The following is a 21832-nucleotide window of genomic DNA, read 5'->3' on the forward strand; positions in this document are numbered from 1 at the left end:
GCACCCGTGCGGGCTGCTGCTGGTGCCGCCGGACGAAGCTGCGCCCGCTGCTGGCCCGGGCGCACGCGGGCGGGCTCACCGCGGCCCTGCACGCCATCGGCGACCACGCCAACACCCTGGTCCTCGACGCGTTCGCCGCGACCGGGGCCCGCGGGCGGGTCGAGCACGCCCAGCTGCTGACCGGCGACGACGTCCCCCGCTTCGCGGGTCTCGGCCTGGTCGCGAGCGTGCAGCCCGAGCACGCCCTCGACGACCGCGACGTCGCCGACCGGCTCTGGGCGGGCCGCACCGACCGGGCGTTCGCGGTCGCGTCGCTGCACCGCGCCGGAGCCCGCCTCGCGCTCGGCTCGGACGCCCCGGTCGCGCCGCTGGACCCGTGGATTGCGCTCGCCGCGGCCGTGCACCGCACCGCCGACGACCGGGACCGCTGGCACCCCGAGCAGGAGATCGACCGGGCGACCGCGCTCGGCGCGTCGTTCGGGGTGGTCGACGGCGCGACCGCGGCGGTCACCGTCGGCGCCCGGGCCGACCTCGTGCTCACCGAGGCCGACCCCACCTCCTGCGCGCCGGCGGTGCTGCGCGCCATGCCGGTGGCCGGGACGCTGGTCGGGGGGCGCTGGACGCACCGCTCGGGGGTCTGAGGGTGCACCGACGGGTCGCAGGGCCGTCCGGGCCGGGGGTGCTGGAGGAGGTCGCGCTGCCGTCCGGAACGTTGACGGTGCTGCGCCCGGCCGACCCGGACGTCGTGGCGTTCGAGCCGGTGCCGGGGCCCGGTGCCAGCGAGGAGCTGCACCCGCCCCACTGGGCGCGGCTCTGGCCATCGGGCCGGGCGCTGGCGCACGCGGTCGACGATGCCGGTCCGGAGCGGCTCGCCGGGCGTCGGGTGCTGGAGCTGGGGTGCGGGCTGGGGCTGCCGTCGCTGGCCGCGGCCCGTGCCGGGGCCGGGACGGTGCTCGCCATCGACCGGTCGGCCGCCGCCGTCGCCTGGGTCGCGGCGGCGGCCCGCCGGTGCGGGCTGGCGGTGGGCACCGCGGCGGTCCCGTTCGACCGGGCGGGCGACGGCGGCGCGCGCTGGGACCTGGTGCTGGCCGCCGACGTGCTCTACGGCGTGGCCGCCGCCGACGCGCTCGCCGCGCTGCTGCCGCGGGTGACCGCCCCCGACGGGCAGGTGTGGCTCGCCGATCCGGGCCGTCCCGAGACGCCGCGCTGGCTCGCCGCGGCCCGGGAGGTCTGGACCGTCACGACCCGGCCGCTGCCCGACGGGGTGGACCTGCACGTCCTGCGCCGTCCCTGACCGTGCGGCGGGGGGTGTCGGGCGCTGCGGATGCCGTCGCACCGACCAGCTGCGATGATCAGCGGTGCGCCGCGCAACGACCTCCGGAAGGGGTTCCGCCATCCTCCGACTGCCTCGGGCCGCCGCCTTCGCCGGCCTGGCCGTGACGTTCGCCGTGGTCATGCTCGGGGCGACGATGCCGACCCCGATGTATGCGCTCTACCAGCGCGAGCTCGGGTTCTCCGCCACCGTCCAGACGGTGATCTTCGCCGTCTACGCGGTCGGGGTGCTCGCCGCGCTGCTGGTCACCGGACGGTGGTCGGACCAGCTGGGACGGCGGCCGATGCTGCTGGCGGGGGTGGCGCTGTCGCTCGCGTCGAGCCTGGTGTTCCTGGTGGCGGGCCCGGTGTGGGTGCTGCTGGTCGGACGGCTGCTGTCCGGCTTCTCCGCCGGCATCTTCGCCGGGGCGGCGACCGCCGCGGTCATCGAGGCCGCGCCGGAGTCCTGGCGGGAACGCGGGGCCGCGGTCGCGACCGTCGCGAACATCGGCGGGCTCGGGCTGGGCGCGGCGCTCGCCGGGGCGGCCGTGGAGTACCTGCCGGCGCCGCTGCACCTGTCCTTCGCGGTGCACGCCGTCGCCGTCGCGCTGTGCGGGCTGCTCGTGCTGGGCGCACCGGAGACCGTGACCGACCTGCCCGCGCGCCCGGTGCTGCGGCCCCAGCGCCCCGAGGTCCCGCCTGCGGTGCGCGCGGTGTTCGGGGTCGCCGCGACGGCCGGGGTCGCCGGGTTCGCGGTGCTGGGCCTGTTCACCGCGCTGTCCCCGCGGATCGTGTCCGAGCTGATCGGGAACCCGAGCCACGCCGTCGCCGGGGCGATGTCGCTGCTGCTGCTGGGCGCCTCGGTGCTCGCCCAGCTCGCGGTCCGCACCGCGCCGACCGGGCGGATCCTGCACCTGGGCTGTGTGCTGCTGGCGGCCGGGGCGGCGCTCGTCGCGGTGTCGGTGGCGCGGGGCTCGATGGTGGAGCTGGTCGTCGGCGCGGTGGTCGCGGGCGTCGGTCAGGGGATGACGTTCTCCAAGGGCCTGGCCGCGGTGAACGCGCGGGTGGAGGCCCACCAGCGGGCGGGGACGACGTCGTCGTACTTCGTGGTGCTCTACGTCGCGATCTCGCTGCCGGTGGTCGGGCTGGGGGCGGCGAGCCAGGCGTGGGGGCTGCGGACCGCGGGCATCGTGTTCTGTGTGGCGGTCGCGGTGCTCGCGCTGCTGGCGCTGGCGGCGCTGCTGGTGCTCGACCGTCGTGACCCCCGGAGCCCGAGGTGAGCCGTCACCGGTAGCCCGTCGTGTCGGCGGGCAGACCCGCGTCCTGAACCTCGGTGACGTAGCGCCAGGCGTCGGGGCGGGACCCGTCGACGTCGTCGACGCCGTAGACCCGGCCGAGCTCCCCCGAGGAGGTGGAGCGGCCGTTCCAGCGGTGCCGGTCGGGGTCGGCGGCCAGCGCGGCGATGCCACGGCCGACGAACCGCGGTGTCTCCGAGATCGCGAAGTGCGGCTGGGCCGCGCACGCGTCGCGCCAGGTGTCGGCGGTGACCCCGTAGTGCTCCAGCATGATCTCCGAGCGCAGCCAGCCCGGGGTGACCGCGACGGCCGTTCCGCCGTGCCCGCGCAGCTCGTGCGCCCAGGACCGGGCCAGCCGGATCGGTGCGATCTTGGCCAGGTCGTAGAAGACGTTGAGCCGGTAGTTCTCGGCGTTGTAGGCGTCGGTGCCGTCGGTGATCTCGACGACGAGCCCACCCGGGGTCCGGGAGAGCAGCCGCAGCGCGTGGTGGGCGGTGACGAGGTGGGTGTCGATCGCCAGGCGCAGGGTGCGCAGCCCGTTGTCCAGGTCGTGCTCCCAGACCGGGGTGTCCCACTCCACCATCATCTCGCCGCCCCAGATGTCGTTGACCAGCACGTCGAGCCGGCCGTGGTCGCGCTCGACGCGCGCCACCAGCGTGGCGACCGCCGCGGGGTCGAGGTGGTCGGTCGGCACCGCGATGCCGGTCCCGCCCGCGGCGGTGACCAGGTCGGCGGTGTCCTCGATCGTCTCCGGGCGGTCGTACTCGGACCGACGGTCGCGGGTGGTGCGCCCGGTGCAGTAGACGACCGCGCCCGCGGCGCCCAGCTCGACGGCGATGCCGCGGCCCGCGCCGCGGGTCGCGCCGGCCACCAGAGCGATGCGTCCGGTGAGGTCCATGGTCCTCCTTATGTAAACGAGTGTTCGTTCATATAAGCTGGCGTCATGCCCCGGCGCAAGCAGGTCCCCGACGCGGACGTCCTCGACCTCGCCCTCGGCGTCCTGCACACCGGCGGCGCCCAGGCGCTGACGTTCGCGGCGCTCGCCGAGGTCAGCGGTCTGGCCCCGGCCACCCTGGTGCAGCGCTTCGGCGGGAAGGCCGAGCTCCTGCACCGGGTGCTGATGCACGCCTGGGACCAGCTGGAGTGGCGGACCGCCGAGCTCGGCGAGGCCGCCGCGCCCGGGCCGGAGGGGGCCGTCGCCTTCCTGGTCGGGCTCTCCGCGCAGTACGGGGGCATCGACAGCTACGCCGACGCGCTGCTCGTGCTGCGCGAGGACCTGCTGGACCCCGAGTCCCGCCGACGCGGCCGCGAGTGGAAGGAGGCGCTGGCCCGGATACTGGACACCTGTCTGGAGGGCCCGCCGGGTGCGGGCGCGGTGCTGGCGACCTACTGGCAGGGCACGTTGCTGTGGTGGAGCTTCGACCCGGCCCTCCCGGTGACCGAGTACGTGCGGCGCGAGCTGACCGCGTTCGTCACGACCGTGCTGCGCCCGGCCTGACCGGCACCGGAGCGCGCCGTCGGACCGGCGGGCGTGTCACCGGCTCCCCGCACCCCGGGGAAGCCAGGGCGCGTCAGAGACCGTCGAGCTCGTCGCCGGTCACCAGCGGGAACCACGACGGCAGCGGCTCCGTCCCGCCGGACATCGCCACCGGACGTCCCAGCTCCCCCGCCGTGCGGGCGCGGACGGTGCGGCCCCGGTCCCCCTCGTGCAGCCGCACCGCCGGCAGCGGCCGGGCCCGGGCGGCGGCGAGCTCGCCGGGGGTGTTGACGTTGGTCAGCGACGCCAGGTCCGGGTCGAGGCGGGCCAGCACCGGGTCGCTGCGCAGGGTCTGCTCGCCGATCCGGCGGACCGAGACCCGCTCGAACAGCGACGGCGGGCGCCCCTGCCCGGCCGCGGTCAGCCCGTCGATCACCGGGGCGAGCGTGGTGGCGTAGGCGGCGGCGAGCGGCTGGTGGTGCCCGAACGCCTCGGGCAGCGCGACGTCGTGGTCCCCGCGCAGGTCCAGCACCCGGGCGACGAACGCGGGATGCAGCAGCGGCAGGTCGACCGACGCGACGAACGCCACCTGCGCCCGGCCCGAGACGGCGGCGAGCCCGGCACCGATCGCGGGCAGCGGGCCGAGGCCCGGCACCGGGTCGTCGACGACCTCGGTGCCCGGCGGGAGCTCCGGCAGATCCTGCCCGGCGGCGCGGACCACGACCAGCGGCCCGTCCACCGCCCGGCCCAGGACGGCGACGGTGCGGGTCAGCAGCGCCGCCCCGTGCCAGTCCAGCGACGCCTTCGCCGTCCCCATCCGCGACGAGGCACCGCCCGCCGGCACGATCCCCGCCCCCGGCCGCCGACCCCCGTACCCGCGCACGCCGCCGATCCTCCTCCTACCCTGGGGGTCGACAGCGGGAGGGGATCGGAATGGGACGGCTCACCGTGCGGCGCCCGGTGCTGCACCTGAACGCGGACGGCAGCACCCGCTCGCGGCCGGACACCCTCGTCGCCGAGGAGCCGCTGGAGCTGCGCGTCGGGGGGAAGGCGCTGACGGTCACGATGCGCACCCCCGGCCACGACGTGGAACTCGCGCACGGGTTCCTTCTGACCGAGGGTGTGATCGGCTCCGGGCTGGACCTGGCCGGGGCCCGCTACTGCAACTCCGTCGACGAGCAGGGCCGCAACACCTACAACGTGCTCGACGTCGACCTGGCCGAGGGCGTCGCCCCGCCGGACGTGTCGGTGGAGCGCAACTTCTACACGACCTCGTCGTGCGGGGTGTGCGGGAAGGCCTCCCTGGACGCGGTGAAGCTCAAGACCCGGCACTCCCCGGCCGCGGACCCGCTGCGGATCGGCCGGGAGCTGCTGCTGGAGCTGCCCGACCGGCTGCGCGCGCACCAGAAGGTGTTCGGCTCCACCGGTGGGCTGCACGCCGCCGCCCTGTTCGACGCCGACGGTGGCCTGCTCGCCGCCCGTGAGGACGTGGGCCGGCACAACGCGGTGGACAAGGTGCTGGGCCGGATGGTGATGGACGGCCGGGTGCCCGCGGCGGGCACCGTGCTGATGGTGTCCGGGCGGGCGTCGTTCGAGCTCGTACAGAAAGCCGTGATGGCCGGGGTGCCGATGCTCGCGGCCGTGTCGGCGCCGTCGTCGCTGGCGGTGGAGCTGGCCGAGGAGTCGGGGATGACCCTGGTCGGGTTCCTGCGCGGCGACACCGGCAACGTCTACACCGGGGCCGAGCGCATCGACCTGTGAGTGCCGCCGCGCCCGGCGGTGGTCAGACGCGCGGAGTGAGCGTGGCCCAGGCCCGCTCGTGCCGGTCCACCACCCGGCGCAGCCGCCCCGCGGTCCCGGCCGGGCCGACCAGTGCGGCGACGGTGGCGACGACCAACGCGCAGCCCGCGGCCTGCCAGCCGGTGAGGGTCTCCCCGAGCACCAGCATGCCGAGCACCACCGACAGCACCGGGTGCACCAGCAGCAGTGCGCCCGCGGTGCCCGGCGCCAGCCCGGCCGAGCCGCGGCCGATCAGCACCCAGGAGACCACCTGCCCGGTCAGGGCCAGCACGATCAGCCAGGCCCATGTCGTCGCGGACAGTGCGACCGCGATCCCGCCCCCGGCGACGCCGACGAGCCCGCAGGTCAGCCCGGCCCCGACGGTCGCCAGCGCGACCGGGGTCACCAGGTGGCGCGGACGGCGCCGCGACACCGAGCGGTTCAGGTGCAGGAAGCCGGCGTAGGCGATCCCGGCGAGGGTGCCGAGCACCGCGCCACGCACCGGTTCCGGCCCCCCGACGCCGGCGCCGAGCACCCCGCCGGCCAGGGCGATGCCGCCCAGCAGCAGCGGCGCGGCGTACACCAGCCTGCGCGGGACCCGCTCGCCCGCGACGATCCAGGCGATCAGCGGCAGCGCCAGCACCTGGATGTTGAGCACGACGTTCGCGATCCCGGCGCCCGCGTCGAGCACCGCGTGGGTCCAGAGCAGGAAGTCCGCACCCAGGAAGACCCCGGACAGCAGCGAGGTGCCGACCGTCGCGAGCGGGAGCCCGCCCACCCGCCGGTACTCGGCCAGTGCCCACGGACCCAGCACGACCAGGGCGAGCACGCACCGCCAGAACGACGCCGTCGCCGGGTCGGTACCCGCCATCGCGACGAGGATGCCGGTCCAGGCCAGGACGGAGGCGCCGGCGAGCAGGAGCAGGGCGGAGTGCGGGTCGGGGGCGGTGCGTGCGTTCACGTGATCCACGATCCCTCTCGGCACCGCGAAGATCCAATGATTGTTCCTACCCGATACCGCTAAGCTCTGCTATGTGATCTCCTGGGACCGGCTGCGCGTGTTCGACGCCGTCGCCGAGCACGGCTCGGTCGGCGCCGCCGCGGCCGCACTGCACATCACCGGGCCGGCGGTGACCCAGCAGCTGCGCAAGCTCGAACGCGAGACCGGCACCCGGCTCGTCGAACCGGACGGGCGCGGCATCCGGCTCACCGCCGCCGGACACGTGCTGGCCGGGCACGCGGCCGCCGCGGCGGCGACCGTCGCCGGTGCCGAGCGCGACCTCGCCGCGCTGCACGACTACGCCGCAGGACCGCTGCGGATCGGCTCGGTCGCGAGCGCGCTGCGCACGCTGCTGCCCGAGGTCATCGACGGACTGGCCGCCGCACACCCCCGGCTGGTCCCCACCGTCGACGACGGCGAGGTCGTCGACCTGCTGCCCGCCCTGCAGTCCCGCGACCTGGACGCGGTGCTCATGGAGAGCTGGACGCAGGCCCCGGCCCGGCTGCCCGCCGGGATCCGGGTGACCGCACTGGCCACCGAGCCCGCGATGCTCGCCGTCCCCGCCGACGACCCGCTCACCGGTCCCGACCCGGTGCCGCTGCGCACCCTGGCCGGGCGGGTGTGGACCTCCGGCCCGGTCGGCACCGAGCCCTACGCGGCGCTGCTGCAGCTGCTGCGCGGTGTCGGGTTCGAGCCGGACATCCGCTACCGGGTCGGCGACTTCGCCACCCAGCTGGCGCTGGTCCGCGCGCGGCTCGCGATCGCGCTGGTCCCGGGCATGGCGGTGGCGGGGTCGGCCGTCCCCGGCGGCACCGGCCCGGTCCCGGTCACCGCCGACGACGGCGTCCGGCTGCTCCCCTGCCGGCCCGCGGCGGGCCGCTCCCTGGTGCTGGCCACCCGCGGGTCCGACGCCGACCTGCCCGCGCTGCGCGCCCTGGTCGACGGCCTGCGCGCCGCCGCGGCCCGCATCATCCCCACCTGACCCCACCTGACCGCCCCGGCCCGCAGCCACACCCCCTGGCCGCCAGCCACACCCGTCGCAATGGGTGTGGCTGCCCGGGAGCGGGTGTGGATCCGCTCAGGCGAGCATGTCGCGGACCATCGGGATCACGCGGGTGCCGTACAGCTCGACAGCACGGAGGCGGGCCGAGATCGGCTGCGGGCCGACGGTGTAGATCAGGTCGAAGCGCTGGGCGCCCAGCGAGCGCACCGAGTCGGCGATGCGGCGGGCCACCGTCTCCGGGGACCCGACGTGCAGCGCCCCGTCGGCGACCTCGGACTCGAACCGGGCGCGGTCCAGCGGGGGCCAGCCGCGCTGGGCGCCGATCCGGTCCATCTGCGCCTTGTAGGGGGCGAAGAAGATCTCCTTCGCCTCGGCGTCGGTGTCGGCGACGAAGCCCGGCGAGTGCATGCCCACCGGCTTCGCCGCGTGCCCGAACTGCTCGACGGCGCGGTGGTAGAGGTCGACGTAGGGCGCGAACCGTCCGGCGGGGCCGCCGATGATGGCCAGCATCAGGCCCAGGTCGTGGCGGGCGGTGCGCACCACCGACTCCGGGGAGCCGCCGACGCCGACCCACACGGGCAGCCGGCGGCCGGTCGTCGGGAAGACCTCGATGCCGTCGATCGCGGCGCGGGTCCCACCCGGCCAGGTCACCGGCTTCTCGTCGAGGAGCTGCACGAACAGCTCGAGCTTCTCCTCGAACAGCCGCTCGTAGTCGTTCATGGAGTAGCCGAACAGCGGGAAGGACTCGGTGAACGATCCGCGGCCGACGATCACCTCGGCGCGGCCGTCGGACAGCGCGTCGAGCGTGGCGAAGCGCTGGTACACCCGCACCGGGTCGTCCGAGCTGAGGACGGTGACGCCGGAGGACAGCCGGATCCGGGAGGTCCGGGTCGCGATGCCGGCGAGCACCGTCTCCGGGGTGGAGATCGCGTACTCGGGGCGGTGGTGCTCCCCCAGCGCGACGACGTCGACGCCCACCCCGTCGGCGAGCACCACCTCGTCGACGACCTGGCGGATGGCCTGCGGGTGCGACAGCAGCGTGCCGTCGTCGCCCACCGGGACGTCGCCGAAGGTGTCCATGCCGAAGATGATCTCGCTCATCCGGTCCCCCATTTGGTTGATGGCTCAATCATGCCACGGGTTCCACGGGCCGGAGGCACCGCACGGCGGGGTGGTGGTGCTGGTCGACCACCCCGGACAGGACTAGCGCTCGCGGGCCCCCAGGCGACGCAGCAGGTTCGCTCCGAACCGGTCCCCGGTCACGTCCATCGTCGCCTTCATCGTGCGGGTCACCACCGGCGCGGCGAGCCGCGACAGCGGCATGTCGACGTCGACGGTCAGCGAGATCTCCAGATGTGTCGCGGGCGTGCCGTCCGGTTCCGGCTCGGCGTCGCTCAACGCGTAGTAGCCCTCCGCCCCCGCCCACTCGGTGGCTCCGGCGGGCGGTGCGTGGGTGAACTCGATCCGTTTGCCCTCGACGAAGGTCATCCGCTCGGTGAACACCGGCTTGATGCCCACCCCGAGCACCGCGATCCGCACCATGTGCCAGCGCCACAGCTCGTAGCCGTCGACGGCGGCGTCCCGCGCGGGGTCGGCCTCGATCCGGTTGAGCAGCGGCGTCAACGTCGGCAGCACGGCGGGGTCGGTCAGGACGCGCCAGACGTCGTCACGCGAGGCCGTGACGACGGCCTCGGACGCGGTGGTCGCGGAGAAGCGGGTCAGGACGCCCCGTCCCCACCCAGCGCCCCGCCGGCGGCCGGGCTGTCGTCCCCGCCCGCCACGTCGGGCTCCGGCTCCTCGGTGCCGCGGTTCGCGGCCGGCAGCAGGTCCGCCAGCGCCGCCCCCTCGAGACGACGGAAGGTCCGCCGCGGGCGGGTCCGGTCGAGCACCGCGACCTCGAGCGCCTCGGCGCCCAGGACCCGCGGCTGCGCGTTCGCGCCGTTGCCGGCCGACGCCGGGTCCGCCCCGGGCACCTGCAGCCCGCCGAGCGCGACCTCGATCGCCGCGCCCAGCTCCAGGCCGTGCGCGTAGGTCTCGGAGAGCTTCTGCGAGATCGGCTCGGTCTGCCCGCCCATGACGACGAACCGCGGCTCGTCGGTGATCGAGCCGTCGTAGGTGATCCGGTACAGCTGGTCCCCGGAGGCCTCGACGCCCACCTCGGCGACGCACAGCTCCACCTCGAACGGCTTCTGCTGCTCGACGAACGCCGTGCCCAGCGCCTGGGCATAGGCGTTGGCCAGCATCCGGCCGGTCACGTCGCGCCGGTCGTAGGTGAACCCGCGGAAGTCGGCCATCCGGATCCCGCCGGTGCGCAGGTTCTCGAACTCGTTGTACCGGCCGACCGCGGCGAAGCCGATCTTGTCGTAGATCTCGGAGACCTTGTGCAGGGCCGTCGACCGGTTCTCCGCGACGAACAGCACGCCACCGGCGTAGGTCAGCACGACCACGCTGCGGCCACGCGAGATGCCCTTGCGGGCCAGCTCGGAACGGTCGCGCAGCAGCTGGTCGACGGAGGAGTAGAACGGCATCGTCATGGGGAGGCGCTCCAGGCTCGTGCTTCGTGCGGGGAGGGGGTCAGCGGGACGGTCCGCCCGGGCGCTCCCGGCGCCCGGCGATCACCTGGTCGACGACGGCGGCGATCTCGGCCTCGTCGCGGCGCACGGCGCCCTCGGCGGTGATGCCGACGACCACCGGGTAGATGCGCCGCACCGTGTCCGGCCCGCCGGTGGCGGTGTCGTCGTCCGCGGCGTCGTAGAGCGCCTCGATCGCGGTGCGCACCGCGCCGTCGAGGCCCGCGGCCGGGTCGTGCAGCTTCTTCAGCGAGGACTTGGCGAACACCGAGCCCGATCCCACGGCATGGAAGCCGAGGTTCTCGTCGTACCGCCCGCCGGTGGGGTCGAAGGTGACGATCCGGCCGGCCTGGGCCGGGTCGGCGGCGTGGGTGTCGTAGCCCGCGAACAGCGGGACGACGACGAAGCCCTGCATCGCCGCGCCCAGGTTCTGGCGGACCATCCCGGCGAGCTTGTTGGCCTTGCCGTCCAGCGAGAGCGGGACGCCCTCGAGCTTCTCGTACTGCTCGAGTTCCACCGAGAACATCCGGACCATCTCCAGCGCGATCCCCGCGGAGCCGGCGATGCCGACCGCGGAGTGGGTGTCGGTGACGAACACCTTCTCGATGTCGCGCTGGGCGATCACGTTGCCCGCGGTCGCGCGCCGGTCACCGGCGATCACGACACCGCCGGAGAACAGCAGCGCGACGATCGTGGTGCCGTGCGGGACGCCCAGGGCGTCGGCGGAGGTGCCGGGACCGGCTGTCCGGTCCAGGCCCGCGCCGGGGAGCAGGTGCGGGGCCGCGCCGCCGACGAAGTCGGAGAACGACTGCGACCCGGTCAGGAAGGTGCCGAGCTGACCCGTGTGGTGCCCGGGCACCAGCCCGGAGGTGACCGACGGCCGGAACTCCATCTCTCGGACGTGCCTTTCGTTCGAACTGCGTGCGCCGGGGGTGCCGCTCCCCCACCTCGGCGGGGGTCGGCGGCCCTTCCGGCACGGCCGGGCCCGCAGGTGCGGACCCGGCCGGGACGGTACTGCTGGTGCCGGGGTGCGGCACGGTGAATGGCCCCGTGGAGCTCACTCACCGCCCTTCTGCACGTAGGACCGCACGAAGTCCTCCGCGTTCTCCTCCAGCACGTCGTCGATCTCGTCGAGGATGGTGTCGACGTCCTCACCGAGCTTCTCGCGGCGCTCCTGGCCGGATCCGGACGCGTTCTCGCCGGACTCGTCGTCTCCGTCGCCGCCACCCTGGCGCTTGGTCTGCTCCTGGGACATGACGCTCCTCCTTGCAGATCTCCTCGCAGAGAATTGCCTGCCTGCTCACCCTACCCACCGGGGGCGACAAAATCGCCTGTTGCGCGGCGGCGTGTGATCCGCTTCCCGGCGGGACGGCTCAGGAGGCGGTGAGCTTGTCGACCAGCTCCTCGGCCGTCGACACCGCCTCGAACAGCTCCCCCACGTGCTTGCGGGTTCCGCGCAGCGGCTCCAGCGTCGGGATCCGGACCAGGGACTCACGCCCCAGGTCGAAGATCACCGAGTCCCACGACGCGGCGGCGACCTCGACCGGGAACCGGCCCATGCAGGTGCCGCGGAAGTAGGCCCGGGTGTCCTCGGGCGGCTCGGTCATCGCCGCGGCGACCTGCTCCTCGGTGACCAGCCGGCGCATCGACCCTCGGGTGACCAGCCGGTTGTAGAGGCCCTTCGCCAGCCGGACGTCGGAGTACTGCAGGTCGACCATCCCGAGCCGGCCCGACGCCCAGGTCAGGCCGTCGCGCTCGCGGTAGGCCTCGAGCAGCTTGAGCTTGGCCGTCCAGTCGAGCCGGTCGGCGGTCAGCATCGGGTCGCGCTCCAGGTCGACCAGCACCGATTCCCACTCCTCGACGACCTCGCGGGTGTCGGGGTCCCACTCCTCGCGGCGCGGGGAGACCGTCTGCTCCAGGTGCTCGACCGCGCGGGCCAGGTACTCCTGCTGGATCTGCAGTGCGGTGAGGTGACGGCCGTCGGCCAGCGGGACGGTCCGCTGCAGCGTCGGGTCGTGGCTGATCCGCGAGACCGACTTCACCGGCTCGGCCAGGCGCAGGTCCTCGAACGAGCGCCCCTTCTCGATCATGTCGAGGACCAGGGCGGTGGTGCCGACCTTGAGCAGCGTCGCGACCTCGGACAGGTTCGCGTCGCCGATGATGACGTGCAGGCGGCGGTACTTGTCGGCGGCGGCGTGCGGCTCGTCGCGGGTGTTGATGATGCCGCGCTTGAGCGTGGTCTCCAGGCCGACCTCGACCTCGACGTAGTCCGAGCGCTGGGCGATCTGGTAGCCGGCCTCGTCGCCCTGCTGGCCCAGGCCGACCCGGCCGGCGCCGCAGACGACCTGACGGGTCACGAAGAACGGGGTCAGCCCGGTGACGATCGACGGGAACGTCGTCGAGCGGGCCATCAGGTAGTTCTCGTGGGAGCCGTAGCTGGCGCCCTTGCCGTCGACGTTGTTCTTGTACAGCTGCATCCGCGGCGCGCCCGGCACGGTGGTCGCGCGGTTCGCCGCCTCCAGCATGATCCGCTCGCCGGCCTTGTCCCAGGTCACGACGTCGCGCGGGGACAGGACCTCGGGTGTGGAGTACTCCGGGTGGGCGTGGTCGACGTAGAACCGAGCACCGTTGGTGAGGATGACGTTCGCCGCACCGAGGTCGTCGAGGTCGGTGTCGAGCTGCGGCGCCAGCGACGGCGCCGACAGGTCGAACCCGCGGGCGTCGCGCAGCGGCGACTCGACCTCGTAGTCCCAGCGCGCCCGACGGTTGCGGGGCACGTCCGCCGCGGCGGCGTAGGCGAGCACCACCTGCGTCGAGGTGACGACGGGGTTCGCGGTGGGGTCACCCGGCACGGCGATGCCGTACTCCACCTCGGTGCCCATGATCCGGCGGGCCGTCACGACCGGCCCCCTGCGCGAGAGTGCATTGCACGAGACTAACCGTCCCCGCCCCGGTCCGGGGTGCACCGCGGCCCGGCGGGATCATCGTGGCGTGACCGATCCCGCACGTGAGCGCCTGACCGTCTTCGACGCCGAGGGCAGGCCCACCGGCGTCGCCGAGCGCGGCGAGGTCTACGCCCGCTCGCTGTGGCACGCCACGACCGCGGTCCTGCTCCGCTCCGCCGACGGCACGCGGGCCTACGTGCACCGGCGCACCGACACCAAGCTGGTCATGGCCGGGATGTGGGACTGCCTGGCCGGCGGGGTCCTCGACGAGGGCGAGACGCCCGACGACGGCGCCGCCCGCGAGCTGGGCGAGGAGCTCGGCGTCACCGGCGTGCCGCTGGAGAAGCTCGCCGTGGTCCCCTTCGACGCCGCCGCGCTGGGCGTCGACACCGGGCCCGGCACCGGCCCGGACGGGCTGCGGGCCCACGTGCACGTCTACCGCGCCTTCTCCGACGGCCCGGTGACCCACCAGCCCTCGGAGGTGGCCGAGGGCGGCTGGTGGACCCTCGACGAGCTGGTGGCCCGGGTCGGCACCCCGGACCGGCCCTGGGTCCCCGACGGCCTCTACGTCACCCGCCTCCTCCTGGCAGATCTCGTCCGTTAAAGTCCTCGGGCCAGCGCGTTTACCAATGGGTAACATATGTCACCCACACCGGTACCTGAATCGGTCCATGCCGAGCGGGTCGCGCGACGCCACCCCGGGAAGGGCCCAGCGTGAGGCCTCCCCGACGGACCACCACACCCACCACGCGACAGTTCCAGGAGCCACCATGGTCAGCATCTCGGTCTCGGCCCGATCCCTCGCCGCCGCCAGGCTGATCGATCCCGATGTCAACACCGCCGCCGTGCAGGCCGCGGTGGAGGCGGCACTGGCCGCCGAGCGGCACGAGCAGCGCGTCGCCGCGAGCTCGACCACGCGTCGCGAGCACACGGCCCGGCGCGAGCCGGACGCCCGCAGGTCCTGACCCCCGGTACGCCGACGGGCCCGCACCCCGGGGTGGGGATGCGGGCCCGTCGCGGCCGTCGTCAGAAGTTGATCATGTGGCCGGCCAGGCCGTGGATCGCCTCCTGCAGGCACTCCGACAGGGTCGGGTGCGCGTGCACGTTGCGCGCCATCTCGTGGACGGTCAGGTCCCACTTCTGGGCCAGGGTCAGCTCGGGCAGCAGCTCGGTCGCCTCGGCGCCGATGATGTGCCCGCCGAGCAGCTCGCCGTAGGTGTCGTCGGCGATCAGCTTCACGAAGCCTGCGGGCTCGGCCAGGCCGTGCGCCTTGCCGTTCGCGGTGAACGGGAAGGTCGCGGTGTTGACCTTCCAGCCCTTCTCGTCGGCCAGCTGCCGGGCCTCGGCCTCGGTGTAGCCGAACGACGCGACCTGCGGGTTGCAGAAGGTCGCGCGCGGCATCATCTTGTAGTTCAGCTCCTGGGTCTCGGCGCCCGCCAGGGTCTCGGCGGCGACGATGCCCTGCGCCTCGGCGACGTGGGCGAGCATGAGCTTCGCGGTGACGTCACCGATCGCGTAGACGTGCTCCACGCTGGTGCGCATGTAGTCGTCGATCTCGATCGCGCCGCGCTCGGTGAGGTTCACGCCGAGCTTGTCCAGGCCGTAGCCGTCGACCCGGGGCGCGAAGCCGATGGCCTGCACGACCTTGTCCGCGCGCAGCTCCTCGCTGCCCTTGGAGGAGGACACCGAGACGGTGACGCCCTTGCCGTCGTCGGTGATGGACTCGACCTTGGTGGAGGTCCGCACCGTGACGCCGAGCTTCTTGTAGGCCTTGGCCAGCTCCTTGGACACGTCCGCGTCCTCGAGCGGGAGCAGCCGGTCCAGGTACTCCACGATGGTGACGTCGACGCCGTAGTTGGCCAGCACGAACGCGAACTCGACGCCGATCGCACCGGCGCCGGCGATGATCACGCTCTCCGGCAGCTCACGGGTGAGGATCTGCTCCTCGTAGGTGACGACCCGCTCGGACAGCTCGGTGCCCGGCAGCAGCTTGACCGTCGAGCCCGCCGCGATGATCACGTCGTCGTAGGTGACGGTCTCGTTGCCGCCCTTCGACAGCTCGACCTCGATCTCGCCCGGCTTGGTGAACCGGCCGAACCCGTCGAACTCGGTGATCTTGTTCTTCTTCATCAGGAAGTGCACGCCCTTGACGCGCCCGTCCGCGACCGAACGGCTGCGGTCGAAGGCGGCGCCGAAGTCGAGCGACACCTCACCGGACAGGCCGAAGGTCTTCTGCTCCTTGGTGACGATGTGGGCGATCTCGGCGTTGCGCAGCAGCGCCTTGGACGGGATGCAGCCCACGTTGAGACAGACACCGCCCCAGTACTTCTCCTCGATCACCGCCACACTGCGGCCGAGCTGGGCGGCACGGATGGCCGCCACGTATCCACCGGGTCCGGCTCCGAGGACGACGACGTCGAAATGAGGCATGTGCCCAGCCTAGGACGCCTGAGCCGGGCTCGGGCCGTCCGGTCCCGAGTCCCGGGTCACCGGCCACTCCCCGCCACCGGACAGGTGGGCGACGACGGCCTCGCAGGCCTCGCGCAGCCCGGCCTGCTGAGCAGGGGTCAGGCCGTCGAACACCGCCTCGCGGACGCTCTCGACGTGGTCCGGTGCGGCGCCGGCCAGGACCTCGAAGCCGCGGTCGGTCAGGTGGGCCAGCTGGCCACGCCGGTCGGTGGGGCACGACCGCCGTTCGATCCAGCCCGCCTCCTCCATCCGGGCCACCGCGTGCGACACCCGGCTGCGTGAGGACAGCGCGGAGTCCGCGAGGACGCTCATCCGCAGGGTCCGCTCCGGCGCCTCGGACAGCCGGACCAGGATCTCGTAGTAGGCCTGGGGCATCCCGGCCCCGGACTGCAGCCGTCGCTCGACCTTCTCCGAGACCAGCCGCTGCGCGGCCAGGAAGGCGCGCCAGGTGCGCTGCTCCTCGTCGTCGAGCCAGCGTGTGTGACCCACAGCACCCTCCGAAACATTTTGACGTGCGATCCGTTAGTTCTAGTATCGCTCTCAACAAGTGAGAGTTCAACTAGTTCTCCGGGAGAGATCATGACCACCGCCACCGCCATCCCCGGCTACGTCGTCGGCACCTGGGACATCGACGCTGCGCACTCCGACGTCTCCTTCTCCGTCCGTCACATGATGGTCAGCAAGGTCCGGGGCCGCTTCACCGGCGTGACCGGCGAGCTCGTCACCGCCGAGCGCTTCCAGGACTCCAGCGTGACCGCGACCGTGGACGCCACCTCGATCACGACCGGCCAGGAGCAGCGCGACGGCCACATCCGCTCCGCCGACTTCTTCGACGTGGAGAAGTACCCGGAGTGGACCTTCCGCTCCACCGGCCTCGCCGCGAAGGGCGGCGACGACTACGTCCTCGCCGGCGACCTGACCATCAAGGGCGTCACCCGCCCCGTCGAGTTCGCCCTCGAGGTCAACGGCTTCGGCCCGGACGCCTACGGCGGCACCCGCGCCGGCTTCACCGCGACCACCACCATCAAGCGCTCGGAGTTCGGCGTCGACATCGAGATGCCGATGGACGGCGGCGGCGTCGTGGTCGGCGACAAGGTCAGCGTCGAGCTGGAGATCGAGGCGGTCCTGCGCGCCTCCTGAGCTCCGCACACGCGGCCACGGCCCCGGACCGGCGACGCCGGTACCGGGGCCGTGCCGCGTCCGTAGGCTGGCGCGGTGCGCAGCTACGCCGAGACGCCCCCGACCGGACCGCTGCGCGCCGTCGTCGAGGTGGCCTGGCAGGCGCGCTCGGGTGCCGAGCCGCACACCCAGCGGGTGCTGCCCGACGGCTGCATGGACCTCCTCCTGTCCGGTGGTGACCTCGTCGTCGCCGGACCGGACACCACCGCGCACCTCGCCGCCTCGCCCGCCGGCGGGGTGACCACCGGCCTGCGGTTCCGTCCCGGCGCCCTCCCGGCGCTGTTGGGCGTCCCGGCGGACGCGCTGCGCGACCGCCGCGTCCCCCTCTCCGAGATCCTCGACCCCGGACGTCGCCGGCTGCTCCGACCCGCCGCCCCCGGGACCGGCGACCCCGGTGACACGGGCAGCGGCGACGTCGTGTGGCTCGCCCGGCTGGCACTCGCCCTGCGTATCGCCGCCGTGGACCGTCCGACGCCCGCTCCGCTGCCCCACGCCGCGCTGCGCGCCCTGGCCGGGGGTGTGCCCGCCGCCGAGCTGGCCGACCGGCTCGGCGTCACCGGCCGCACGCTGCACCGGCGCTGCGTCGCCACCCTCGGCTACGGACCGGCCGTCGCGCGGCGGGTGCTGCGCTTCCGGGCCGCGAGCGCCCTGCTCTACGACGGAGTCGCCCCGGCCGAGGTCGCCGCCCGCACCGGCTACGCCGACCAGCCCCACCTGTCCCGCGAGGTCCGCGCGCTGGCCGGGGTGTCGCCGGGCTCGCTGCGGGCCGTCCCCAGCGCAGACGCCGACGACGTCCGCTAGCTCCCGTCGCCCGCGCCGGATGCCCCGTCCGGTGGCGCCCACCGGGCGTGCGCCGGCAGCGACGGACGCGGTGCGGAGCCGGTGAGCAGCCCGGCGAAGGCGGCGGCGGCAGGGACCGGCTGCCGTCCCCGCGGCAGGACCAGCGCGATCCGCCGTCGCACGACCGGGTCGGTCAGCGGGACCGCGGTCAGCCCGGCGAAACCGGTGAGCGGCACGACCAGCCCCGGGACCGCCGTCGCACCGAGGCCGGCGGCGACGAGACCCGCCACCGCGGCGATGTTGCGGGCCGCGAGGCCACGGCCGGGCCGGCATCCCGACTCGTCCAGGGCGCGGTCCACGTGCTGGCGGATGCTCGTGGAGGAGTCGAAGTCGACGAACTCGACGCCGTCGAACTCGGCCCAGCGCAGCGTGCTGCGCCCGGCGAGCGGATGGGTGGGAGGCACCAGGGCGCAGAACCTGTCGGTGGCCACCGGGGTGACCACGAGGTCGTCGGGGACACGGCCGTGCACCACGGTGACGGCGAGGTCGGCACGCCCCGAACGCACCCGTGCGGTCACCTCGTCGGCCAGGGCGTCGGAGATCTCCGGGCGCACACCCGGCCGCTCCCGCCGGAACGCCGACACCACCCCGGGGAGCAGGATCGCGGCCAGCGAGGGCAGCGTCGCGATCCGCACGGTGCCCGCCCGCCCGTCCAGGACGCGTTCGACGTGGCGCAGCTCGGTCGCGACACCGTCCAGCGCCCGGCGGGCGGCCGCCACGACGGTCTCCCCCACCGGCGTCGGCTCCAGCCGCCGGGTGGTCCGCTCGAACAGCCGCGCCCCGAGGAGCCGCTCCACGTCGGCGACCGTGCGGCTCAACGACGGCTGCGCGGTCCGCAGCACGGCCGAGGCCGCGGTGAACCCACCCGCCTCGTGCACCGCGACGACGGCCCTGAGCTGCTGCAACGTCAGATCCATGCGCTCACCGCATCAGTCCATCCGGATTCGGTCTTTGACGATCATAGGTCCGCGCGCGCACCGTTCCCCCGGGCCGACGCTGGTCCGCCCCGCCGACGAGGAGGTCGACGATGCTCGCCGCGATCGGATTCCTGACCATCGCCGTGTTCCTGGCGGCCGTGCTGTCCGGGCGGGTGTCGGTGCTCCTGGCGCTGACCGTCGTGCCCGCGGCCGCCGCCGTCGTCGCCGGGCTGGGCGGCAGGCTGGGCGAGTACGTCGCGACCGGCCTGGAGACCGTCGCGCCGGTCGCCATCATGATCACCTTCGCGATCCTGTACTTCAGCCTGATGCTCGACACCGGCCTGTTCGACCCGGCGATCCGCCGAGTGGTCCGGTGGGCGGGCGGGGACCCGCTGAAGATCTGTGTCGGTACGGCCGCGCTGACCGTGCTCGTCGCCCTCGACGGCGACGGCGCCTCCACCTTCCTGATCATGGTGAGCGCCATGCTGCCGCTCTACGACCGGCTCGGCATGCGGCGGATCGTCCTGGCGGCGCTGGTGTGCCTCGGCGCCGGGGTGATGAACATGATCCCCTGGGGTGGCCCGACGGCACGGGCGATGGCCGCCCTCGACCTCACCGCCTCCGACGTGTTCGTGCCGCTGCTGCCCGCCATGGCCGCCGGCATCATCTGGGTGCTGTTCGCGGCCTGGGTCATCGGCCGCCGCGAGCGTGCCCGGCTCGGCGTCGTCGAGCTGCCCGAGCCCGCCGACGCGCCCGGGGCCGCCGGAACGCCCGCCGTGCGGTCGCGGGCCGACCGGGTCAGGTTCGTGGTCAACGTCGTGCTGACCCTGGCCCTGGTGGTGGTCCTGCTCCTGCAGCTGGCCGACCTGCCGGTGGTGTTCCTCTGCGCCTTCGTCGTCGCGCTGCTGGTCAACCGGCCCACCTGGGACGGCCAGCGCGCGCTGTTCGAGAAGCACGGCCAGAACGTCGTGCTGGTGACCGCGATGATCTTCGCGGCGGGTGTGTTCACCGGTGTCCTCGGCGGCACCGGGATGATCACCGCGATGGCGCAGTCGCTGGTCGGGCTCGTCCCCGACGGCGCGGGCGGAGCGCTGCCGGTGGCGGTGGCGCTGACCTCGATGCCGCTCAGCCTGGTGTTCACCCCGGACGCCTACTACTTCGGTGTCCTGCCGGTGCTGGCGGAGACCTCGGCGGCGCTGGGCGGCGACCCCGCGCAGGTCGCCCGGGCCGCGATCCTGGGCCAGATGACCACCGGGTTCCCGCTCAGCCCGCTCACCGCCTCCACCTTCATCCTGCTGGGGCTCACCGCCGTCGAGCTGGGCCGCCACCAGCGGTTCGTGTTCGGGTGGGCGTTCGGCACCACCGCCGTCATGACCGTCGTCGCGCTGCTCACCGGCGCCCTGAGCCTCTGAGGAGACCCGATGACCCGGACGACCACCCGGATCGGCAGCGGTGCCGGCTTCGCCGGCGACCGGATCGAGCCCGCCGTCGACCTGGTCCGCCGCGGCGGGCTGGACGACCTCGTCCTGGAGTGCCTGGCCGAGCGCACCATCGCGCTCGGCCACCTCCGGCGTCTCGCCGACCCGGCGACCGGGTACGACCCACGGCTCGGACAGCGGCTGACGGCGCTGTTGCCGGACCTGCTGGCGGGTGGGGTCCGGCTGCTCACCAACATGGGCGCGGCGAACCCTCACGCGGCCGGTCGCATCGTCCGCGAGCACCTCGACGGTCTGGGGTCGGTGGCCCCGGTGGCCGTCGGGACCGGCGACGACGTGCTCGAGGTGGTCGATCCGGCGGCACCCGCGGCCGAGGACGGTGTCCCGCTGGGCGAGCACGGGGAGCTGGTGTCGGCCAACGCCTATCTCGGCGCCGACGCGATCGCGCCCGCGCTGGACACCGGGGCAGCGGTGGTCGTCACCGGGCGGGTGGCGGACCCGTCGCTGTTCCTCGCGCCGCTGGCGCACCGGCTCGGCTGGGACCTCGACCGCCCGGACCGGGCCGCCGCGGGCACCCTGGTGGGCCACCTGCTGGAGTGCGCGGGGCAGCTGACCGGCGGTTATGCCGCCGACCCCGGGCACCTCGACGTCCCCCGGCTGGCCGAGCTCGGGTTCCCGTTCGCCGACGTCGCCGCGGACGGGAGTGCCCGCTACGGCAAGCTCGACGGCACCGGCGGCCGCCTCGACCGGCACACGGTGCGCGAGCAGCTGCTCTACGAGGTGACCGACCCCACCGGGTACCGCACCCCCGACGTCGTTCTGGACCTGCGTGGCGTCTCCGTGGACCACGACGGCACGGACCGGGTCCGCGTCGCCGGCGCCACCGGCCGCGCCCGCCCGGACGAGCTGAAGGTCAGCGTCGGCTACCGGGCCGGGCACCGCGTCGAGGCCGGGATCTCCTACGTCGGCCCGAACGCCGCCGCCCGGGCCCGGCTGGCCGCCGACGTGGTCGCCGAGCGGGTCCGCGGGCTCGCCGTCGCTCCCCGGATCGAGGTCCGCGGCGGCGACACCGACGCCCGGCTGCGGGTCGCGGCGCTGCACCGCGACCCGGGCCTGCTCGACGTCCTCGCCCACGAGGTCGAGGCGCTCTACACCAACGGCCCGGCGGGCGGGGGCGGGGTGCGCACCCGGCTCGACGAGGTCGTCGGTGTGCTGTCCACCCTCGTCCCCCGCGACGCCGTCGTCCCGCGGGTCACCGTCCTGGAGGCCGGCCGTGCTGCTGCATGAGATCGCGCACTGCCGCGCGGGCGACAAGGGGACGGTGGCGACGCTGACGGTGGTCCCGCACGACGACGCGACCTACCCGCTGCTCGTCACCGTGCTCACCCCGCAGCTGGTCCGGACGGGCCTGAGCCGCTGGGTCGGCGGCGAGGTCACCCGCTACGAGCTGCCCCGGGTGAGCTGTCTGCAGTTCGTCTGCACCGGGATCCACGGCGGCGGGGTCACCGTGTCGACCCAGCTCGACACGCACGGCAAGTCGCTCTCGTCGCGGCTGCTCGCACTGGAGCTCCCCCTGCCGCCCGGCTCATAGTGACCTGCTCGCCCGGGTCG

At 74.2% G+C, this 21832-nt stretch carries 25 protein-coding genes; 13 read left to right on the forward strand and 12 right to left on the reverse strand.

Annotated elements, in window-relative coordinates:
• The first annotated feature begins 50 nt into the window (after positions 1-50).
• From KPL59_RS37185 to KPL59_RS27355, 3 genes are all read left to right on the forward strand, one after another.
• The gene (locus tag KPL59_RS37185) at positions 51-641 is read left to right on the forward strand and encodes an amidohydrolase family protein (protein ID WP_308187983.1); all 591 of its coding nucleotides are present in this window, start codon (positions 51-53) and stop codon (positions 639-641) included.
• Between the two features lie 2 nt (positions 642-643).
• Positions 644-1294 carry a methyltransferase domain-containing protein gene (locus tag KPL59_RS27350; RefSeq protein ID WP_226362475.1) on the forward strand — a complete coding sequence of 217 codons (651 nt, stop codon included), beginning with the start codon at positions 644-646 and terminating at the stop codon, positions 1292-1294.
• 64 nt (positions 1295-1358) lie between these two features.
• On the forward strand, positions 1359-2591 hold the full coding sequence (locus KPL59_RS27355; protein WP_374111673.1) for an MFS transporter: 1233 nt from the start codon (positions 1359-1361) through the stop codon (positions 2589-2591).
• A 4-nt stretch (positions 2592-2595) separates the two neighbouring features.
• Here the strand turns inward: KPL59_RS27355 and KPL59_RS27360 are convergent, their stop codons facing one another.
• Complete coding sequence (locus KPL59_RS27360; RefSeq protein ID WP_226358169.1) at positions 2596-3504, reverse strand: SDR family oxidoreductase; 909 nt, start codon at positions 3502-3504, stop codon at positions 2596-2598.
• Between the two features lie 45 nt (positions 3505-3549).
• Here KPL59_RS27360 and KPL59_RS27365 point away from each other — a divergent pair, with 45 nt between their 5' ends.
• Positions 3550-4104 (forward strand): TetR family transcriptional regulator, encoded by a 555-nt coding sequence (locus KPL59_RS27365; RefSeq protein ID WP_226362476.1) that lies wholly within the window; start codon positions 3550-3552, stop codon positions 4102-4104.
• Positions 4105-4177: 73 nt separating this feature from the next.
• Here KPL59_RS27365 and KPL59_RS27370 read toward each other — a convergent pair whose 3' ends face one another.
• Positions 4178-4966: a molybdenum cofactor guanylyltransferase gene (locus KPL59_RS27370; RefSeq protein ID WP_226362477.1), complete on the reverse strand. Its 789-nt coding sequence runs from the start codon at positions 4964-4966 to the stop codon at positions 4178-4180.
• A gap of 50 nt (positions 4967-5016) precedes the next feature.
• Between KPL59_RS27370 and fdhD the strand changes: the two genes are divergently transcribed.
• Complete coding sequence (fdhD, locus tag KPL59_RS27375; RefSeq protein WP_226358171.1) at positions 5017-5844, forward strand: formate dehydrogenase accessory sulfurtransferase FdhD; 828 nt, start codon at positions 5017-5019, stop codon at positions 5842-5844.
• Between the two features lie 22 nt (positions 5845-5866).
• Here the strand turns inward: fdhD and KPL59_RS27380 are convergent, their stop codons facing one another.
• Positions 5867-6823 carry a DMT family transporter gene (locus tag KPL59_RS27380; protein WP_226362478.1) on the reverse strand — a complete coding sequence of 319 codons (957 nt, stop codon included), beginning with the start codon at positions 6821-6823 and terminating at the stop codon, positions 5867-5869.
• Positions 6824-6896: 73 nt separating this feature from the next.
• Here KPL59_RS27380 and KPL59_RS27385 point away from each other — a divergent pair, with 73 nt between their 5' ends.
• Complete coding sequence (locus KPL59_RS27385; RefSeq protein ID WP_226358173.1) at positions 6897-7844, forward strand: LysR family transcriptional regulator; 948 nt, start codon at positions 6897-6899, stop codon at positions 7842-7844.
• A 96-nt stretch (positions 7845-7940) separates the two neighbouring features.
• Here KPL59_RS27385 and KPL59_RS27390 read toward each other — a convergent pair whose 3' ends face one another.
• The 6 genes from KPL59_RS27390 to dop form a co-directional block, all read right to left on the reverse strand.
• Positions 7941-8966 (reverse strand): LLM class flavin-dependent oxidoreductase, encoded by a 1026-nt coding sequence (locus KPL59_RS27390; protein ID WP_226358174.1) that lies wholly within the window; start codon positions 8964-8966, stop codon positions 7941-7943.
• A gap of 102 nt (positions 8967-9068) precedes the next feature.
• Positions 9069-9500 (reverse strand): hypothetical protein, encoded by a 432-nt coding sequence (locus KPL59_RS27395; RefSeq protein WP_020626590.1) that lies wholly within the window; start codon positions 9498-9500, stop codon positions 9069-9071.
• A gap of 83 nt (positions 9501-9583) precedes the next feature.
• Positions 9584-10399 (reverse strand): proteasome subunit alpha, encoded by an 816-nt coding sequence (prcA, locus tag KPL59_RS27400; RefSeq protein WP_060711846.1) that lies wholly within the window; start codon positions 10397-10399, stop codon positions 9584-9586.
• Between the two features lie 40 nt (positions 10400-10439).
• Positions 10440-11327, reverse strand: a complete 888-nt coding sequence (gene prcB, locus KPL59_RS27405) for a proteasome subunit beta (protein WP_226358175.1) — start codon at positions 11325-11327, stop codon at positions 10440-10442.
• Between the two features lie 165 nt (positions 11328-11492).
• Complete coding sequence (locus tag KPL59_RS27410; RefSeq protein WP_020626587.1) at positions 11493-11690, reverse strand: ubiquitin-like protein Pup; 198 nt, start codon at positions 11688-11690, stop codon at positions 11493-11495.
• A 118-nt stretch (positions 11691-11808) separates the two neighbouring features.
• On the reverse strand, positions 11809-13317 hold the full coding sequence (dop, locus tag KPL59_RS27415; RefSeq protein WP_226362840.1) for a depupylase/deamidase Dop: 1509 nt from the start codon (positions 13315-13317) through the stop codon (positions 11809-11811).
• A 109-nt stretch (positions 13318-13426) separates the two neighbouring features.
• Here dop and KPL59_RS27420 point away from each other — a divergent pair, with 109 nt between their 5' ends.
• Complete coding sequence (locus KPL59_RS27420) at positions 13427-13984, forward strand: NUDIX domain-containing protein (RefSeq protein ID WP_226358181.1); 558 nt, start codon at positions 13427-13429, stop codon at positions 13982-13984.
• A gap of 166 nt (positions 13985-14150) precedes the next feature.
• The gene (locus tag KPL59_RS27425) at positions 14151-14345 is read left to right on the forward strand and encodes a hypothetical protein (protein WP_020626584.1); all 195 of its coding nucleotides are present in this window, start codon (positions 14151-14153) and stop codon (positions 14343-14345) included.
• A 61-nt stretch (positions 14346-14406) separates the two neighbouring features.
• Here the strand turns inward: KPL59_RS27425 and lpdA are convergent, their stop codons facing one another.
• Positions 14407-15810, reverse strand: coding sequence for a dihydrolipoyl dehydrogenase (lpdA, locus tag KPL59_RS27430; protein WP_075306293.1), 1404 nt, complete (start codon positions 15808-15810; stop codon positions 14407-14409).
• 9 nt (positions 15811-15819) lie between these two features.
• Positions 15820-16338: a MarR family winged helix-turn-helix transcriptional regulator gene (locus KPL59_RS27435; RefSeq protein ID WP_020626582.1), complete on the reverse strand. Its 519-nt coding sequence runs from the start codon at positions 16336-16338 to the stop codon at positions 15820-15822.
• Positions 16339-16428: 90 nt separating this feature from the next.
• Here KPL59_RS27435 and KPL59_RS27440 point away from each other — a divergent pair, with 90 nt between their 5' ends.
• Positions 16429-16989: a YceI family protein gene (locus tag KPL59_RS27440; RefSeq protein ID WP_226362479.1), complete on the forward strand. Its 561-nt coding sequence runs from the start codon at positions 16429-16431 to the stop codon at positions 16987-16989.
• 75 nt (positions 16990-17064) lie between these two features.
• A complete protein-coding gene (locus tag KPL59_RS27445; RefSeq protein ID WP_226358182.1) occupies positions 17065-17829 on the forward strand; it encodes a helix-turn-helix domain-containing protein in 765 nt (254 codons plus the stop codon).
• Here KPL59_RS27445 and KPL59_RS27450 read toward each other — a convergent pair.
• Positions 17826-18785 carry a LysR family transcriptional regulator gene (locus KPL59_RS27450; RefSeq protein WP_226358183.1) on the reverse strand — a complete coding sequence of 320 codons (960 nt, stop codon included), beginning with the start codon at positions 18783-18785 and terminating at the stop codon, positions 17826-17828. The two genes, KPL59_RS27445 and KPL59_RS27450, sit on opposite strands and share 4 nt — an antisense overlap.
• A 110-nt stretch (positions 18786-18895) precedes the next feature.
• On the opposite strand from KPL59_RS27450, the gene KPL59_RS27455 reads away from it, so the two are divergent.
• From KPL59_RS27455 to KPL59_RS27465, 3 genes are read left to right on the forward strand one after another with little or no spacing between them, the layout of a single operon-like run.
• A complete protein-coding gene (locus tag KPL59_RS27455; protein WP_226362480.1) occupies positions 18896-20197 on the forward strand; it encodes a CitMHS family transporter in 1302 nt (433 codons plus the stop codon).
• Between the two features lie 9 nt (positions 20198-20206).
• Positions 20207-21508 carry an acyclic terpene utilization AtuA family protein gene (locus KPL59_RS27460; RefSeq protein ID WP_226362481.1) on the forward strand — a complete coding sequence of 434 codons (1302 nt, stop codon included), beginning with the start codon at positions 20207-20209 and terminating at the stop codon, positions 21506-21508.
• The gene (locus KPL59_RS27465) at positions 21495-21812 is read left to right on the forward strand and encodes a hypothetical protein (RefSeq protein ID WP_226358186.1); all 318 of its coding nucleotides are present in this window, start codon (positions 21495-21497) and stop codon (positions 21810-21812) included. Before KPL59_RS27460 ends, KPL59_RS27465 begins: the two co-directional genes overlap by 14 nt.
• The last annotated feature ends 20 nt before the right edge of the window (positions 21813-21832 follow it).

It is taken from the genome of Pseudonocardia sp. ICBG1142 (assembly GCF_020496255.1).
Classification (GTDB): domain Bacteria; phylum Actinomycetota; class Actinomycetes; order Mycobacteriales; family Pseudonocardiaceae; genus Pseudonocardia.

Bases quoted from the DNA above. Each gene is read 5' to 3' on its own strand.
- dop (WP_226362840.1), bottom strand. From the start codon at position 13,317: ATGGGCACCGAGGTGGAGTACGGCATCGCCGTGCCGGGTGACCCCACC.
- KPL59_RS27410 (WP_020626587.1), bottom strand. From the start codon at position 11,690: ATGTCCCAGGAGCAGACCAAGCGCCAGGGTGGCGGCGACGGAGACGAC.
- KPL59_RS27450 (WP_226358183.1), bottom strand. From the start codon at position 18,785: ATGGATCTGACGTTGCAGCAGCTCAGGGCCGTCGTCGCGGTGCACGAG.
- prcA (WP_060711846.1), bottom strand. From the start codon at position 10,399: ATGACGATGCCGTTCTACTCCTCCGTCGACCAGCTGCTGCGCGACCGT.
- KPL59_RS27455 (WP_226362480.1), top strand. From the start codon at position 18,896: ATGCTCGCCGCGATCGGATTCCTGACCATCGCCGTGTTCCTGGCGGCC.
- fdhD (WP_226358171.1), top strand. From the start codon at position 5,017: ATGGGACGGCTCACCGTGCGGCGCCCGGTGCTGCACCTGAACGCGGAC.
- KPL59_RS27425 (WP_020626584.1), top strand. From the start codon at position 14,151: ATGGTCAGCATCTCGGTCTCGGCCCGATCCCTCGCCGCCGCCAGGCTG.
- KPL59_RS27440 (WP_226362479.1), top strand. From the start codon at position 16,429: ATGACCACCGCCACCGCCATCCCCGGCTACGTCGTCGGCACCTGGGAC.
- KPL59_RS27360 (WP_226358169.1), bottom strand. From the start codon at position 3,504: ATGGACCTCACCGGACGCATCGCTCTGGTGGCCGGCGCGACCCGCGGC.
- prcB (WP_226358175.1), bottom strand. From the start codon at position 11,327: ATGGAGTTCCGGCCGTCGGTCACCTCCGGGCTGGTGCCCGGGCACCAC.
- KPL59_RS27365 (WP_226362476.1), top strand. From the start codon at position 3,550: ATGCCCCGGCGCAAGCAGGTCCCCGACGCGGACGTCCTCGACCTCGCC.
- KPL59_RS27390 (WP_226358174.1), bottom strand. From the start codon at position 8,966: ATGAGCGAGATCATCTTCGGCATGGACACCTTCGGCGACGTCCCGGTG.
- lpdA (WP_075306293.1), bottom strand. From the start codon at position 15,810: ATGCCTCATTTCGACGTCGTCGTCCTCGGAGCCGGACCCGGTGGATAC.
- KPL59_RS27460 (WP_226362481.1), top strand. From the start codon at position 20,207: ATGACCCGGACGACCACCCGGATCGGCAGCGGTGCCGGCTTCGCCGGC.